The organism is Enterobacter cloacae, from assembly GCF_013375935.1.
Classification (GTDB): Bacteria; Pseudomonadota; Gammaproteobacteria; order Enterobacterales; family Enterobacteriaceae; genus Enterobacter; species Enterobacter pasteurii.
This window is the reverse complement of sequence record NZ_CP056117.1, coordinates 1601579-1616840: the sequence shown is the minus strand read 5'-3', so window position 1 is coordinate 1616840 and position 15262 is coordinate 1601579. Positions and strand designations below refer to the sequence as shown.

14 protein-coding genes are annotated in these 15262 nt (G+C 56.5%); 9 read left to right on the top strand and 5 right to left on the bottom strand.

The window, feature by feature from the left end:
- Nucleotides 1-7 precede the first annotated feature (7 nt).
- The 4 genes from hpf to npr all read left to right on the top strand — a co-directional run bounded on the left by hpf (nt 8) and on the right by npr (nt 2038).
- Complete coding sequence (hpf, locus tag HWQ14_RS07635) at nt 8-295, top strand: ribosome hibernation promoting factor (RefSeq protein ID WP_014171818.1); 288 nt, start codon at nt 8-10, stop codon at nt 293-295.
- An 82-nt stretch (nt 296-377) separates the two neighbouring features.
- A complete protein-coding gene (gene ptsN / locus HWQ14_RS07630) occupies nt 378-869 on the top strand; it encodes a PTS IIA-like nitrogen regulatory protein PtsN (RefSeq protein ID WP_148418308.1) in 492 nt (163 codons plus the stop codon).
- Between the two features lie 45 nt (nt 870-914).
- The gene (gene rapZ / locus HWQ14_RS07625; RefSeq protein WP_148418307.1) at nt 915-1769 is read left to right on the top strand and encodes an RNase adapter RapZ; all 855 of its coding nucleotides are present in this window, start codon (nt 915-917) and stop codon (nt 1767-1769) included.
- Nucleotides 1766-2038 carry a PTS phosphocarrier protein NPr gene (gene npr / locus HWQ14_RS07620; protein WP_003861872.1) on the top strand — a complete coding sequence of 91 codons (273 nt, stop codon included), beginning with the start codon at nt 1766-1768 and terminating at the stop codon, nt 2036-2038. The genes rapZ and npr overlap by 4 nt, the downstream gene beginning before the upstream one ends.
- A 39-nt stretch (nt 2039-2077) precedes the next feature.
- Here the strand turns inward: npr and mtgA are convergent, their stop codons facing one another.
- The 5 genes from mtgA to lptF all read right to left on the bottom strand — a co-directional run bounded on the left by mtgA (nt 2078) and on the right by lptF (nt 8339).
- Nucleotides 2078-2803 carry a monofunctional biosynthetic peptidoglycan transglycosylase gene (gene mtgA / locus HWQ14_RS07615; protein WP_176609379.1) on the bottom strand — a complete coding sequence of 242 codons (726 nt, stop codon included), beginning with the start codon at nt 2801-2803 and terminating at the stop codon, nt 2078-2080.
- Entirely contained in the window at nt 2800-3453 is a 654-nt protein-coding gene (gene elbB / locus HWQ14_RS07610) for an isoprenoid biosynthesis glyoxalase ElbB (protein WP_176609378.1), read from the bottom strand. The genes mtgA and elbB overlap by 4 nt, the downstream gene beginning before the upstream one ends.
- 232 nt (nt 3454-3685) lie before the next feature.
- Complete coding sequence (arcB, locus tag HWQ14_RS07605) at nt 3686-6019, bottom strand: aerobic respiration two-component sensor histidine kinase ArcB (RefSeq protein ID WP_176609377.1); 2334 nt, start codon at nt 6017-6019, stop codon at nt 3686-3688.
- A gap of 137 nt (nt 6020-6156) precedes the next feature.
- Nucleotides 6157-7239: an LPS export ABC transporter permease LptG gene (gene lptG / locus HWQ14_RS07600; RefSeq protein ID WP_148418303.1), complete on the bottom strand. Its 1083-nt coding sequence runs from the start codon at nt 7237-7239 to the stop codon at nt 6157-6159.
- Entirely contained in the window at nt 7239-8339 is a 1101-nt protein-coding gene (gene lptF / locus HWQ14_RS07595) for an LPS export ABC transporter permease LptF (protein ID WP_148418302.1), read from the bottom strand. Before lptF ends, lptG begins: the two co-directional genes overlap by 1 nt.
- 265 nt (nt 8340-8604) lie before the next feature.
- Here lptF and pepA point away from each other — a divergent pair, with 265 nt between their 5' ends.
- The 5 genes from pepA to ahr all read left to right on the top strand — a co-directional run bounded on the left by pepA (nt 8605) and on the right by ahr (nt 15230).
- Entirely contained in the window at nt 8605-10116 is a 1512-nt protein-coding gene (pepA, locus tag HWQ14_RS07590) for a leucyl aminopeptidase (RefSeq protein ID WP_148418301.1), read from the top strand.
- Between the two features lie 86 nt (nt 10117-10202).
- Entirely contained in the window at nt 10203-10646 is a 444-nt protein-coding gene (holC, locus tag HWQ14_RS07585) for a DNA polymerase III subunit chi (RefSeq protein WP_003861884.1), read from the top strand.
- Nucleotides 10646-13501, top strand: coding sequence for a valine--tRNA ligase (locus HWQ14_RS07580; RefSeq protein WP_176609376.1), 2856 nt, complete (start codon nt 10646-10648; stop codon nt 13499-13501). The genes holC and HWQ14_RS07580 overlap by 1 nt, the downstream gene beginning before the upstream one ends.
- Before the next feature lie 122 nt (nt 13502-13623).
- Nucleotides 13624-14127, top strand: coding sequence for a GNAT family N-acetyltransferase (locus tag HWQ14_RS07575; RefSeq protein ID WP_148418298.1), 504 nt, complete (start codon nt 13624-13626; stop codon nt 14125-14127).
- A gap of 83 nt (nt 14128-14210) precedes the next feature.
- Nucleotides 14211-15230: an NADPH-dependent aldehyde reductase Ahr gene (gene ahr / locus HWQ14_RS07570; RefSeq protein WP_176609375.1), complete on the top strand. Its 1020-nt coding sequence runs from the start codon at nt 14211-14213 to the stop codon at nt 15228-15230.
- The last annotated feature ends 32 nt before the right edge of the window (nt 15231-15262 follow it).

Here is a 15262-nt window from a genome sequence, read left to right as displayed (position 1 = left end):
AGACACTATGCAGCTCAATATCACCGGACACAACGTCGAGATTACTGAGGCTTTACGCGATTTTGTGAACGCGAAGTTCGCGAAACTTGAGCAGTATTTCGAGAGAATCAATCAGGTCTACGTTGTGTTGAAAGTGGAGAAAGTGACTCATATCTCGGATGCGACCCTGCACGTCAACGGAGGGGAACTCCATGCCAGTGCGGAAGGGCAAGACATGTACGCGGCTATCGACGGCTTGATTGATAAGCTTGCGCGACAGCTCAATAAACATAAAGATAAACTGAAACAACACTAATTGTCCGGGCAGTTAACGGGTGCAGGACGGCCTGTTGTGAAACACAACAGGCCATTTGTACGGTTAGCGCTTAGGTGAAATTATGATAAACAACGATTCCGCTCTTCAACTGAGCAACGTCCTTAACCAGGAATGTACCCGCAGTGGCGTTCACTGCCAGAGCAAAAAACGTGCGCTGGAAATTATCAGTGAACTGGCCGCAAAACAGCTGGGTCTGCCGCCGCAGATCGTGTTTGAAGCCATTCTGACCCGCGAAAAAATGGGCAGTACCGGCATCGGCAACGGCATTGCGATCCCGCATGGCAAGCTGGAAGAAGATACGCTGCGTGCCGTGGGCGTGTTTGTGCAACTGGAAACGCCGATTGCCTTCGACGCTATCGATAACCAGCCTGTCGATCTGCTCTTCGCGCTGCTGGTTCCAGCTGATCAGACCAAAACCCACCTGCACACGCTGTCGCTGGTTGCCAAACGTCTGGCGGATAAAACCATTTGTCGCCGTCTGCGCTCCGCGCAAAGTGATGAGGAGCTCTATCAAATTATCACTGAAGCAGAAGGCAATCAGGATGAGGCATAATCGGGAGATGGCTTTCAGAACTGCTGCCCTGAGGAGAAACGGAATATGGTGCTGATGATCGTCAGCGGTCGTTCGGGATCCGGAAAGTCCGTGGCCCTGCGCGCGCTGGAAGACATGGGTTTTTACTGTGTAGATAACCTACCGGTAGTGTTGTTACCTGACCTGGCGCGAACGCTTGCGGACAGACAAATCTCTGCCGCCGTCAGTATCGACGTTCGTAACATGCCGGAATCACCGGAGATCTTCGAGCAGGCGATGAACAACCTGCCAGATTATTTCTCGCCTCAGCTACTGTTCCTTGATGCTGACCGCAATACGCTGATCCGCCGCTACAGCGATACGCGTCGCTTGCACCCGCTTTCGAGTAAAAATCTGTCGCTGGAAAGCGCCATTGATAAAGAGAGCGATCTGCTGGAGCCGCTGCGCTCCCGCGCCGATTTGATTGTCGACACCTCTGAAATGTCCGTCCATGAACTGGCGGAAATGCTGCGTACCCGTTTACTCGGCAAGCGCGAGCGCGAACTGACGATGGTGTTTGAATCCTTCGGCTTTAAGCACGGTATTCCTATCGATGCGGATTACGTTTTCGACGTGCGTTTCCTGCCGAACCCGCACTGGGATCCAAAACTGCGTCCTATGACCGGCCTGGATAAACCGGTGGCGGCGTTCCTTGACCGACACACAGAAGTACACAATTTTATCTACCAGACGCGAAGCTACCTTGAGCTATGGTTACCTATGCTGGAAACAAACAATCGCAGCTACCTGACGGTGGCGATTGGCTGTACCGGCGGTAAACATCGTTCGGTGTACATTGCCGAACAGCTGGCCGATTACTTCCGCTCGCGCGGGAAGAACGTCCAGTCCCGTCATCGCACGCTGGAAAAACGTAAAACATGACCGTAAAGCAGACCGTCGAAATCACCAATAAGCTGGGCATGCACGCGCGCCCGGCGATGAAGCTTTTTGAGCTGATGCAGGGTTTTGATGCTGAAGTCCTGCTGCGCAATGACGAGGGAACCGAGGCAGAAGCCAACAGCGTGATTGCGCTGCTGATGCTGGATTCTGCCAAAGGTCGCCAGATTGAAGTTGAAGCCACCGGCCCGCAGGAAGAAGAGGCGCTGGCGGCGGTGATTGCGCTGTTTAATGCCGGGTTTGACGAAGACTAACGTCTGCTTTGCTGGCGGGTAACGCACCGCGTACCCGCCCTACATCAACGCCTTTCTCTCCATAAAGCCTTGCCCACCTAGCTGCTGCATCTGGCGCATGATCCACGCCTGGCGGCTACGCACGTAGCCTGACGGCGCGCTGGCTTTAAAACGGATAGGGTTCGGCAGAACGGCGGCAAGCAGCGCCGCTTCGGACATCGTCAGCCTGCTGGCGGGCTTGCCGAAATAGCGCTGCGACGCGGCTTCGACCCCAAAAACGCCGTCGCCAAACTCCGCGATATTCAGATAGACGGTCAGGATCCGTTTTTTGCTCCACACCGTCTCAATCCCCAGCGTCAGCCCGGCCTCCAGCCCTTTTCTCACCCAGCTGCGACCGTCCCATAAGAACAGGTTTTTTGCCGTCTGCTGGGAAAGCGTCGACGCGCCGCGTACGCGATTCTCATGGCGCTCGTTGTGATCAAGCGCCTTTTCGATGGCCGCCACGTCAAAGCCCCAGTGTTCCGGGAACTTCTGGTCCTCTGCGGCAATGACCGCCAGCCCCATCCACGGGGAGATCGCATCCATGCTCACCCAGTCTGAATGGGCAACGTAGCCGAAATCACCCGAGAGCCAGGCACTCGCCTGACGCTCCGCCATCACGGCGGAAAACGGGACGGGCACGAAGCTGAACAGCACAATGCCTCCGCCCCAGAAAACCGCCAGGACCATCACTATCCGCAACAGAAGCCGTTTTAACCACCCGGCGGGGGTAAATTTACGGCTCATTCGGTAAGAACCAGCACTCTGTCCACCAGCTTTTCAATGCCCGTGGCAGCCTCGGCGATGGTTTGCGCCAGCATATACGCCGGCGTGGTGATGATTTTGTTATCCTCATCCACCACGATGTCGTCTACCGGGCAAGGCACGTGTTCACCGCCCATATCCTCGATAACCTCAGCGGTATCGATGTCGGTTCCGATCGTCAGCCGCAGCGGGAAATCAAAAATTTTCGGCAGCATGGCCGGGGCGATGCAGATAAAGCCCTGCGGCTTACCTGCCGCATGCATCGCCTGCGAAAGCGCTTGCAGATCGGGATCGACCTGACAGGCCGCGCCCTCCGCTGCAAAGGTGCTCAGGTTTTTTGCCGCGCCAAAGCCGCCCGGCACGATGAGGGCATCGAGTTCAGCGGCATCGGCCTGCGCCAGCGGATGAACGTCGCCGCGCACAATACGCGCTGCTTCAACCAGCACGTTACGGCTTTCGGCCATCGGCTCGCCGGTAAGATGATTAATCACGTCTGCCTGAGCTTTATCCGGCGCGAAGCAGATCACGTCAGCCTCCCGACGGGATAAGGCCAGCAGCGTTAATACGGCCTCATGTATCTCTGACCCGTCGTAAACACCACATCCGCTCAGCACGACACCAATCTTTTTCATTCTGTCGATCCTTCTATGCAACCCGCTGAAGCACATTAAAAATTCTGATTAAAACGCTATGCTTCACACATTTCACTGATTCATGTAACAAACTGTTTAAGATTTGCTATCTTATCTGCGTGCGGCCTCAAATTTCAGGCGGCGCCCATGCGAAAACCACCCATAAAAATCAGGCGCAGCCACGATTTCCCTGGTGTTGGCGCAGTATTCGCGCACCCCGGTATAGCCGGGGTCATTTTTTTCTGGACTCGACCCAGGCTTTCAGCACCGCCACATCGTTTTGCCACTCCTGCTTCATCTCCTCAACCCAATCACCGACGTTATCTTCCCAGGCAGGTAAATCAGGCGACTGGATCTGCTGGCCCAGCTGCTGGAGATGGCGTAACCCGACGGAACCGGCGGCGCCTTTGATTTTATGCCCCTCTTCTACGATGCCCTTCTGGTCACGCGCCGTCAGGTTTGACTCCAGTACGTTCAGATAGCCCGGCATCATTTTCTCGAACACGGCAAGGCCATCGGTGATCAGTTTTGGTCCCACCAGATCGATATACTGCTCCAGCATGGCGGTATCCAGTATCGTTTGGGCTTTGGCGCTGTCAACTGACGTCATGGTGCTCTCCTCTTCATCACAGGTATCCCAGAACTTCTTGATCATCGCCGTCAGGGCAGGTACCGCCAGCGGCTTGCTGAGCACATCGTCCATGCCGGCATCGAGGTACTCTTTTTTATCTTTCAGCACGTTCGCGGTCAGCGCCACCAGCGGCGGCAGCTCGTCAGGGGCATATTTGCGCGTCAGCTCACGGGAGATATCCAGCCCGGTCATGTCCGGTAGCTGAATATCGAGCAGCACCAGGTCGTACTCGCCCGGCGTGAACATCTCCAGCGCGGCTTTGCCGGTCATCGCCACATCCACGCTGTTGCCGAGTTTTTCCAGCACCGACCGCGCGACGATAACGTTCAGCTCAATATCTTCCACCAGCAGAACGTGCAGGGCTGGCAGCGGCATATCGTCGTTCTCAAAGGTATCTTCCACCTCTTCAGCTACGGCAGGCGCGTGCATGGTAAGCGTAAAGGTTGAGCCTTTACCCGGCTGGCTGGCAACGGTGATATCCCCGCCCATACTTTTCGCCAGCCGTTTCGATACCGCCAGGCCAATACCCGTGCCCGTTGCCGGCTTACCGCCGTGGCTGTCTTTGACCTGATAGTACATGGCGAAGATCTTATCCTGCTCCTCCTGAGGAATGCCGATACCCGAATCCTCAACTTCAAAGTGCAGCATGTCCCCTTCGTCGTAGCGAATGCGCACCGCAACCTGCCCCTTCTGGGTAAACTTCACGGCGTTACTGATGAGGTTCCACAGGATCTGACGCAGACGCGTGCCGTCCGTCACCACCTTATGCGGCAGCGGCAGCGTCGGCTCCATCACGAAGCTCAGCCCTTTTTGCTGAGCCTGCAAACCTGACAGGTTCTCCAGATCCGCGAGGAAGCCGGTAAAATCAACAGGCTGGTTATCGAGCTGAACTTTACGGCGCTCCATCTTATCCATGTCGATAATATCATTGAAGATATTCCCCAGCGTAACCGCTGAAACGTGGATCGTTTTGAGGTATTTTTCCTGCTCGCTGGTCAGATCGGTATCCAGCAGGATCCGGCTCAGCCCCACAATGCCGTTAAGCGGCGTGCGCAGCTCGTGGCTGATGGTAGAGATGAAGGTGGTCTTGTCACGGCTGGCGCGCTCCAGCGCGTCCTGGTAGCGCTTACGCTCGGTGATATCGCGGCCAAAGCCCATCAGGCCATGACGCTTGCCGACGCGGTCGCAATAAGGCACTTTGCGGATCTCAAAGCAGGCCTTGCGTCCATCGGGATAATCCAGCCACTGCTCGTAGGTCAGCGAGACGTTATGACGGAACACCTTTTCATCCGTCTCCATCACTTTTGCCGCCGCCTCTTCGGAATAGACGTCCTGAGGCTTCAGGTGGATCAGCTGCTTTTCGCTTTTTCCGGTCAACAGTTCCATAGCCCGGTTACAGCCGGAGAACTCTTTATCTTCATTACGATAGAAAACGAGATCCGGAGAGGCATCCAGGAACGAGCACAGGAAAGAGGACTGCTGTTCAAGCTGGATCTGCGTGACTTCGCGCTCTTTCATCTCAATTTTGAGCTGCTCCAGCGTGGCCTGACGCTCGGCTTCGGCCTTCTCACGATCTGAGATTTCCTGATTCAGCTGGGCAATATTGTCCTTGAGCTGGACGTTGAGCTTGAGATCGCGCTCGCGCATCTCCTCCAGCTTTTCCACCAGCCTCGACAGGCGCTGTCGGGATTCTTCCAGTTGCTCGACCACCACGGAGAGGAAGTAGACCGCCCAGGGCGTGATCAGCAGGCCAAAGAAGATGGAACGGATCACGTCGATACTCTCGACCTGACCATGCAGGACCATGGTCACGGCCATCTGTACCACTATCGCCAGAACCACCAGCGCCAGCGCCAGCAGCATGGAAAAACGCACCAGCCCGAGCTTCATCATCAGGTCTACGTAGTACTGGGCCAGCATTCGAATTTGCTTCATAGAGGATCCCTTCACGACTTTATCGCTCAATAATACTCAAATTCAGAGCGAGGCGTTGCAGGTTGTGAGAAAAAGTGCGGGGTGAAACAGGAGATTAGCCTCGCCCCCGGGGTGCCGGGAGCGAGGAAAATAAAATATCAGGAACGTTTAAGCAGCATCCAGAGGCTGATCAGGAAGAAGCTGGCGCTCGGCAGCAGCGCACCGATAATCGGCGGAATGCCATACACCAGCGTCAGCGGGCCAAAAATCTGATCGAGGACGTAGAAGACGAAGCCGAAGCTGATACCGGTTACCACGCGTACGCCCATCGGCACGCTACGCAGTGGACCAAAGATGAACGACAGCGCCATCAGCATCATTACCGCAACGGACAGCGGCTGGAAGATTTTGCTCCACATGTTGAGCTGGTAACGTCCCGCATCCTGCCCGCTGGATTTCAGATACTTCACGTAGTTATGCAGACCGCTGATGGAGAGCGCATCCGGGTCAAGCGCCACCACGCCAAGTTTGTCCGGGGTCAGGTTGGTTTTCCAGGTGCCGCTCACCGTCTGCGAGCCGGTGATCTGTTTCGGGTCGGTCAGGTTAGACTCATCAACCTGCGATAAACGCCACAGCTTGTTATTCGCATCAAATTTGGCAGAGGCGGCATAGCGCACGGACTGTAAACGACGCTGATCGTTAAAGGCATAAATACTCACGCCGCCCAGCTCGTCATCCCCTTTCACGCGTTCGATATAAACGAAGTTCTGGCCATCTTTGGCCCATAACCCCTGCTGCGTGGAAAGCAGTGAACCACCGTACATGGCCTGAGCGCGGTAGTTACGCGCCATCTGTTCGCCCTGCGGCGCAACCCATTCGCCAATCGCCATGGTCAGCAGCACCAGCGGGATCGCGGTTTTCATCACCGACAGCGCTACCTGCATACGGGTAAAGCCCGACGCCTGCATCACCACCAGTTCGCTTCGCTGTGCCAGCATGCCCAGCCCCAGCAGCGCACCCAGCAGGGCCGCCATCGGGAAGAAGATCTGCACATCTTTTGGTACGCTGAGCAGGGTATACATTCCGGCGCCCAGCGCGTCGTAGCTGCCCTGCCCGGCTTTTTTCAGCTGATCGACAAATTTGATAATGCCGGAGAGCGACACCAGCATAAACAGCGTCATCATGATGGTGGTAAAAATGGTTTTACCGATATAGCGGTCAAGTACGCCAAACGCCTGCATTAGATGGCTCCTTTACGCGTAAACCGGGCACGAATACGACGCACAGGCACCGTGTCCCATAAGTTGAGTCCTACTGCCAGCAGCAGATACAAACCATTCACGACCCAGGTCCAGATCATCGGGTCAATTTTGCCTTTCCCGCCGTTAGACTTGATTGAGGTTTGCAGCAGGAAGAACACCAGATACAGCAGCATCGCCGGCAGCATGGACAGCACGCGGCCCTGGCGCGGGTTGACCACGCTCAGCGGCACGACCATCAGCGCCATCATAAATACTGTGAATACCAGCGTAATACGCCAGTGCAGCTCGGCACGCGCACGATCGGTATTGGTGTTAAACAAGGTGCGCATATCCATCTGCTCGGTGTCCGTAGGATCGAGCGCAACGGCCTGGTGACCGATAATAGCCTGGTAGTTCTGGAAATCCGTAATGCGGAAGTCACGCAGCATTGCCGTGCCTTCGAAACGCGTTCCTTTGTTTAGCGTGACAACCTGAGAGCCATCTTTACGCTGCGCCAGCTGGCCGGAATCCGCCACCACCACGGAAGGACGAGCGTTGCCTTTCGGGCGCAACTGAGCAAGAAACACATCGTTAAAGCGGCTGCCATCAACGCTTTCGATAAACAAAACAGAGTTACCGTCGGTCGCCTGCTGGAACTGGCCCTGCGCAAGCGCCGCCATGCCGGGGTTCGCTTTCGCTTCTGCCAGCACTTCATCCTGATGACGGGAAGAGGTCGGCCCTGCCCACATCACGTTGACAGCAGCAACGATGCCCGTAAACAGCGCAAGCACCATGGCGGCTTTCACCAGTACGGCTTTACTGAGGCCGCAGGCGTGCATCACGGTGATTTCACTTTCGGTATAGAGCTTACCCAGCGTCATCAGCAAACCGAGGAACAGGCTTAACGGCAGGATCAGCTGCGCCATTTCCGGCACGCCAAGCCCGAGCAGGGAAAGCACCAGATTCGTTGGGATTTCGCCATCGACCGCCGCGCCGAGGATCCTGACCAGCTTCTGACAGAAAAAGATCAGAAGGAGGATAAAGAGGATCGCCAGTTGGCTCTTCAGCGTCTCCCGAACCAGATATCTTATGATTATCACTTTAAATACGCCCGTTAAAACTCGTCTTATGCAGGAATTTAGCTTGTTTCATGGCTTAAACGTCATTTATTCTCTTGAGTCGTCGAAATCATCGCTAAGATTAAAAAACCCGGCGGATTCGCGCTTCATGACATTTTTTGACGTGTCGAAACCGTAGTAACGTAAGATTAACACGAAGTCACCACAACGGCGGACATGAGTTACGAAAGGTTTCAATTCTATCCGTAGCCGCCGCCGTTGTCTTTAAGATTCAGGAGCGTAGTGCATGGAGTTCAGTGTAAAAAGCGGTAGCCCGGAGAAACAGCGGAGTGCCTGCATCGTTGTGGGCGTCTTCGAACCACGCCGACTCTCCCCGATCGCCGAGCAGCTCGATAAAATCAGCGACGGCTATATCAGCGCCCTGCTGCGCCGTGGCGAACTGGAAGGCAAACCAGGGCAGACCCTGTTGCTGCACCATGTTCCGAACGTCCTGTCCGAGCGTATTCTGCTGATTGGCTGCGGTAAAGAACGTGAGCTTGATGAGCGCCAGTACAAGCAGGTTATTCAGAAAACGATTAATACACTGAATGATACTGGTTCGATGGAAGCCGTCTGCTTCCTGACCGAGCTGCACGTTAAGGGCCGCAACACGTACTGGAAAGTGCGCCAGGCTGTCGAAACCGCAAAAGAGAGCCTCTACAGCTTCGATCAGCTGAAGACCACCAAAAGCGAGCCGCGTCGCCCGCTGCGCAAGATGGTCTTTAACGTGCCAACCCGTCGCGAGCTGACCAGCGGCGAGCGCGCCATCCAGCACGGTCTGGCGATTGCTGCCGGTATTAAAGCTGCGAAAGATCTCGGCAATATGCCGCCAAACATCTGTAACGCCGCCTATCTGGCGTCTCAGGCGCGCCAGCTGGCTGACTCCTACAGCAAAAACGTCATCACCCGCGTTATCGGCGAACAGCAGATGAAAGAGCTGGGGATGCACTCTTATCTGGCGGTCGGTAACGGCTCTCAGAACGAATCCCTGATGTCGGTCATCGAGTACAAAGGGAATCCGTCTGAAGATGCGCGTCCGATCGTGCTCGTCGGTAAAGGCCTGACCTTCGACTCCGGCGGTATCTCTATCAAGCCTTCTGAGGGCATGGATGAGATGAAATACGACATGTGCGGCGCGGCGGCGGTATACGGCGTCATGCGCATGGTTGCAGAGCTTCAGCTGCCAATCAACGTGGTCGGCGTGCTGGCTGGCTGCGAAAACATGCCTGGCGGGCGCGCTTATCGTCCGGGCGACGTGCTGACCACCATGTCAGGCCAGACCGTCGAGGTGCTTAACACCGACGCCGAAGGCCGCCTGGTGCTGTGCGACGTGCTGACCTACGTTGAGCGCTTCGACCCTGAAGCGGTAATCGACGTTGCCACCCTGACCGGTGCCTGCGTGATTGCGCTGGGCCACCACATCACCGGCCTGATGTCGAACCACAATCCGCTGGCGCACGAGCTTATCGGCGCGTCTGAACAGGCTGGGGACCGCGCGTGGCGCCTGCCGCTGGGCGATGAGTTCCAGGAACAGCTGGAGTCTAACTTCGCGGACATGGCGAACATCGGCGGTCGCCCTGGCGGGGCCATCACCGCGGGCTGCTTCCTGGCGCGCTTCACCCGTAAATACAATTGGGCGCACCTGGACATCGCCGGCACTGCATGGCGCTCCGGTAAAGCCAAGGGCGCGACCGGCCGTCCGGTTGCGCTGCTGTCGCAGTTCCTGTTGAACCGTGCGGGTTTTAACGGCGACGAGTAACACGGTACGGCAGTAAACCGCAGGCCGGGTAAGGCGCAGCCGCCGCCCGGCTTAAGCATTTAAAATGAGCACAAGAAGCCCCACATATGAAGAATGCAACGTTCTACCTTCTGGACAACGACACCCATCAGGACGGCCTCAGCGCCGTAGAACAGCTGGTGTGTGAAATTGCCGCAGAACGTTGGCGCGCGGGTAAACGCGTGTTGATTGCCTGTGAAGATGAGCAGCAGGCGATTCGCCTTGATGAAGCGCTATGGGCCCGCCCGCCGGAGAGTTTTGTTCCGCATAACCTCTCGGGCGAAGGTCCGCGCGGCGGAGCGCCGGTTGAAATTGCCTGGCCGCAAAAGCGTAACAGCAGCGCGCGCGACATTCTCATTAGCCTGCGCACAGACTTTGCAGATTTTGCCACCGCTTTCACAGAAGTGGTAGACTTTGTCCCTTACGAAGAATCTTTGAAACAACTGGCGCGCGAACGCTATAAAGCGTACCGCCTGGCCGGTTTTAACCTGAATACGGCAACCTGGAAATAATGGAAAAGACATATAACCCACGCGATATCGAACAGCCGCTTTACGAGCACTGGGAACAGCAGGGCTATTTCAAGCCTAACGGCGACGAAAGCAAAGAGTCCTTCTGCATCATGATCCCGCCGCCGAACGTCACCGGCAGTTTGCATATGGGGCATGCTTTCCAGCAGACCATCATGGACACCATGATCCGCTACCAGCGCATGCAGGGCAAAAACACCCTGTGGCAGGCGGGGACCGACCACGCGGGTATCGCAACCCAGATGGTGGTTGAGCGTAAAATTGCCGCTGAAGAAGGTAAAACCCGCCACGACTACGGTCGCGACGCGTTCATCGATAAAATCTGGCAGTGGAAAGCGGAATCCGGCGGCACCATTACCCGTCAGATGCGCCGCCTTGGCAACTCCGTGGACTGGGAGCGCGAGCGCTTCACCATGGACGAAGGCCTTTCCAATGCCGTGAAAGAAGTTTTCGTCCGTCTGTACAAAGAAGACCTGATTTACCGCGGCAAGCGCCTGGTAAACTGGGACCCGAAACTGCGCACCGCGATCTCTGACCTGGAAGTGGAAAACCGCGAGTCTAAAGGCTCCATGTGGCACATCCGCTATCCGCTGGCCGACGGCGCAAAAACCGCAGACGGTAAAGATTACCTGGTCGTCGCGACCACTCGTCCGGAAACCCTGCTGGGCGATACCGGCGTGGCCGTCAACCCGGAAGATCCGCGTTATAAAGATCTGATCGGCAAATTTGTGGTGCTGCCGCTGGTAAACCGCCGTATTCCGATTGTGGGCGACGAACACGCCGACATGGAAAAAGGCACCGGCTGCGTGAAAATCACCCCGGCGCACGACTTCAACGACTATGAAGTGGGTCGCCGCCACGCCCTGCCGATGATCAACATTCTGACCTTCGACGGCGATATCCGTGAAAGCGCAGAAGTGTACGACACCAAAGGCAACGAATCCGACGTTTACTCAAGCGACATTCCGGCTGAGTTCCAGAAGCTGGAGCGCTTTGCCGCGCGTAAAGCCATCGTGGCCGCCGTTGACGCGCTCGGCCTGCTCGAAGAGATCAAACCTCACGATCTGACCGTGCCGTACGGCGACCGTGGCGGCGTGGTGATCGAGCCAATGCTGACCGACCAGTGGTACGTGCGTGCCGACGTGCTGGCGAAACCGGCCGTAGAAGCGGTTGAGAACGGCAGCATTCAGTTCGTGCCGAAGCAGTACGAAAACATGTACTTCTCCTGGATGCGCGATATTCAGGACTGGTGTATCTCCCGTCAGCTGTGGTGGGGTCACCGAATCCCGGCATGGTACGACAACGAAGGCAACGTTTACGTTGGCCGCAGTGAAGACGAAGTGCGTCAGGAAAATAACCTGAGTGCCGACGTGGCGCTGCGTCAGGACGAAGACGTGCTGGATACCTGGTTCTCCTCCGCGCTGTGGACCTTCTCAACCCTCGGCTGGCCAGAGAACACCGACGCGCTGCGTCAGTTCCACCCAACCAGCGTAATGGTGTCCGGCTTCGACATCATCTTCTTCTGGATCGCCCGCATGATCATGATGACCATGCACTTCATTAAAGACGAAGACGGTAAACCGCAGGTTCCGTTCCATACCGTCTACATGACCGGTCTGATCCGTGACGATGAAGGCCAGAAGATGTCCAAATCCAAGGGTAACGTGATTGACCCGCTGGATATGGTTGACGGTATCTCTCTGGAAGATCTGCTGGAAAAACGTACCGGCAACATGATGCAGCCGCAGCTGGCTGATAAAATCCGCAAGCGCACCGAGAAGCAGTTCCCGAACGGTATTGAGGCTCACGGTACCGACGCCCTGCGCTTCACCCTGGCGGCGCTGGCCTCCACCGGCCGCGACATTAACTGGGACATGAAGCGTCTGGAAGGTTACCGTAACTTCTGTAACAAGCTGTGGAACGCCAGCCGCTTCGTGCTGATGAACACCGAAGATCAGGACTGCGGCTTTAACGGCGGCGAAATGACGCTGTCTCTGGCAGACCGCTGGATCCTGGCGGAATTTAACCAGACGGTGAAAGCGTTCCGCGACGCGCTGGACAGCTACCGCTTCGACATCGCGGCGGGCATCCTGTACGAATTCACCTGGAACCAGTTCTGTGACTGGTACCTGGAGCTGGCGAAGCCGGTAATGAACGGCGGTTCTGAAGCAGAGCTGCGCGGCACGCGCAACACGCTGATTACCGTTCTGGAAGGTCTGCTGCGCCTGGCGCATCCGGTCATTCCATTCATCACCGAAACCATCTGGCAGCGCGTGAAGGTGATTGCCGGCATCAACGCCGATACCATCATGCTGCAGCCGTTCCCGGAATTCGATGCGGCTAAGGTCGATGAAGCCGCATCAGCGGATACCGAGTGGCTGAAACAGGCAATCGTTGCGGTACGTAACATCCGTGCTGAAATGAACATCGCGCCAGGTAAACCGCTTGAGCTGCTGCTGCGCGGCTGCAGCGAGGCTGCCGTTCGTCGGGTAAACGAGAACAACACCTTCCTGAAAACCATGGCGCGTCTGGAAAACATCACCGTGCTGCCTGCGGATGACAAAGGTCCGGTTTCCGTAACCAAAATCATCGACGGCGCCGAGCTGCTGATCCCGATGGCAGGCCTGATCGACAAAGACGCTGAGCTGGCTCGCCTGGCGAAAGAAGTGGCGAAAGTCGATGTGGAAATTGGCAAAATCGAAAGCAAGCTGGCGAACGAAGGCTTTGTGGCCCGCGCGCCGGAAGCGGTCATCGCCAAAGAGCGTGAGCGCCTGGTTGCCTTCGCCGATGCGAAAACCAAACTGATCGAGCAGCAGGCCGTTATCGCAGCCCTGTAATGCTTTACCCCTTACGCTTCAGGGCGTAAGGGGTTTTCTTCCTGAAAACTCCTCGCTTGCACTCCCCTTCCTGCGGTGCTATTAACAGCAGCTGTGTGTCAATTTTTGTCATGAGTAATGCTATGAGCGTGATTACCCCCGTCGCGACGACAATGCGTCGGATCGCTGTGCAAGACAACCCGTCAATCGCCGCCGTTATCCGCACGGTCTCTGCCGAGTATGGCCTGACCGCCGACAAAGGCTATACCGTAGCCGATCCCAATCTGGACGAACTTTTCCAGCTTTATAGCCAGCCAGGCCATGCTTACTGGGTCATCGAGCAGGACGGCCGGGTGGTGGGCGGCGGCGGCATTGCGCCCCTGCTTTGCAGCGAGCCGGATATCTGTGAACTACAGAAAATGTATTTCCTGCCGACGATACGCGGCCAGGGCCTGGCGAAAAAGCTGGCGCTGGTTGCCCTGGAACAGGCGCGCTCGCAGGGCTTTAAACGCTGTTATCTAGAAACCACCGCCTTCCTTAAAGAGGCCATTGGCCTGTATGAACGTCTCGGCTTTGAGCATATCGATGCGCCGCTGGGCTGCACTGGCCACGTCGACTGCGAAGTCAGAATGCTGAAAAGTCTGTAAATTTTGTTCCTGCCCTCTTCTGTTAAGCGGCTGTAAACTGAATGCTCTACACTCACAGTTCACACCAAAACAGGGGAAACGCGATGTCGAAGATAAAAAGCTACGCCGCACCGCAGGCGGGTGCAGAGCTTGAGCTGTACGAATATGATGCGGGCGAACTAAAAGCGGAAGACGTCGAGGTACAGGTTGATTACTGCGGGATCTGCCACTCCGATCTCTCCATGATCGACAACGAATGGGGCTTCTCCAGCTATCCGCTGGTTGCCGGGCACGAAGTCATTGGCCGCGTTGCAGCGCTCGGTAGCGCCGCGCAGGACAAAGGGCTGAAGGTTGGCCAGCGCGTGGGCATTGGCTGGACGGCACGCAGCTGCGGCCACTGCGACGCCTGTATCAGCGGTAATCAGGTTAACTGCACGGAAGGCGCTGTTCCAACCATTCTGAACAAGGGCGGCTTTGCCGATAAGCTGCGCGCCGACTGGCAATGGGTTATCCCGCTGCCGGACAGCATCGATATTGAATCCGCCGGCCCGCTGCTGTGCGGCGGTATTACCGTCTTTAAACCGCTGCTGATGCACCACGTCACCGCCACCAGCCGCGTAGGCGTGATTGGTATTGGCGGACTGGGCCATATCGCCATCAAGCTGCTGCATGCGATGGGCTGTGAAGTTACTGCGTTCAGCTCTAACCCGGCAAAAGAGCAAGAAGTGCTGGCGATGGGCGCGGATAAAGTGGTGAACAGCCGCGATCCTGACGCGCTGAACGCGCTGGCGGGCCAGTTCGATCTGATCATCAACACCGTGAACGTCGATCTTAACTGGCAGCCGTACTTTGAAGCGCTGGCCTATGGCGGTAACTTCCACACCGTAGGTGCGGTGATGAAGCCGCTGCCGGTTCCGGCATTTACCCTGATCGGCGGCGATCGCAGCGTATCCGGCTCTGCAACCGGTACGCCATACGAACTGCGCAAGCTGATGAAGTTTGCCGGACGCACCAAAGTGGCGCCAACCACCGAGCTGTATCCCATGTCAAAAATCAATGAAGCCATCCAGCACGTGCGTGACGGTAAAGCCCGTTACCGCGTGGTGTTGAAAGCGGATTTTTAATCTGACGGTGCTGGGGTATGTGCGGCCTGGAG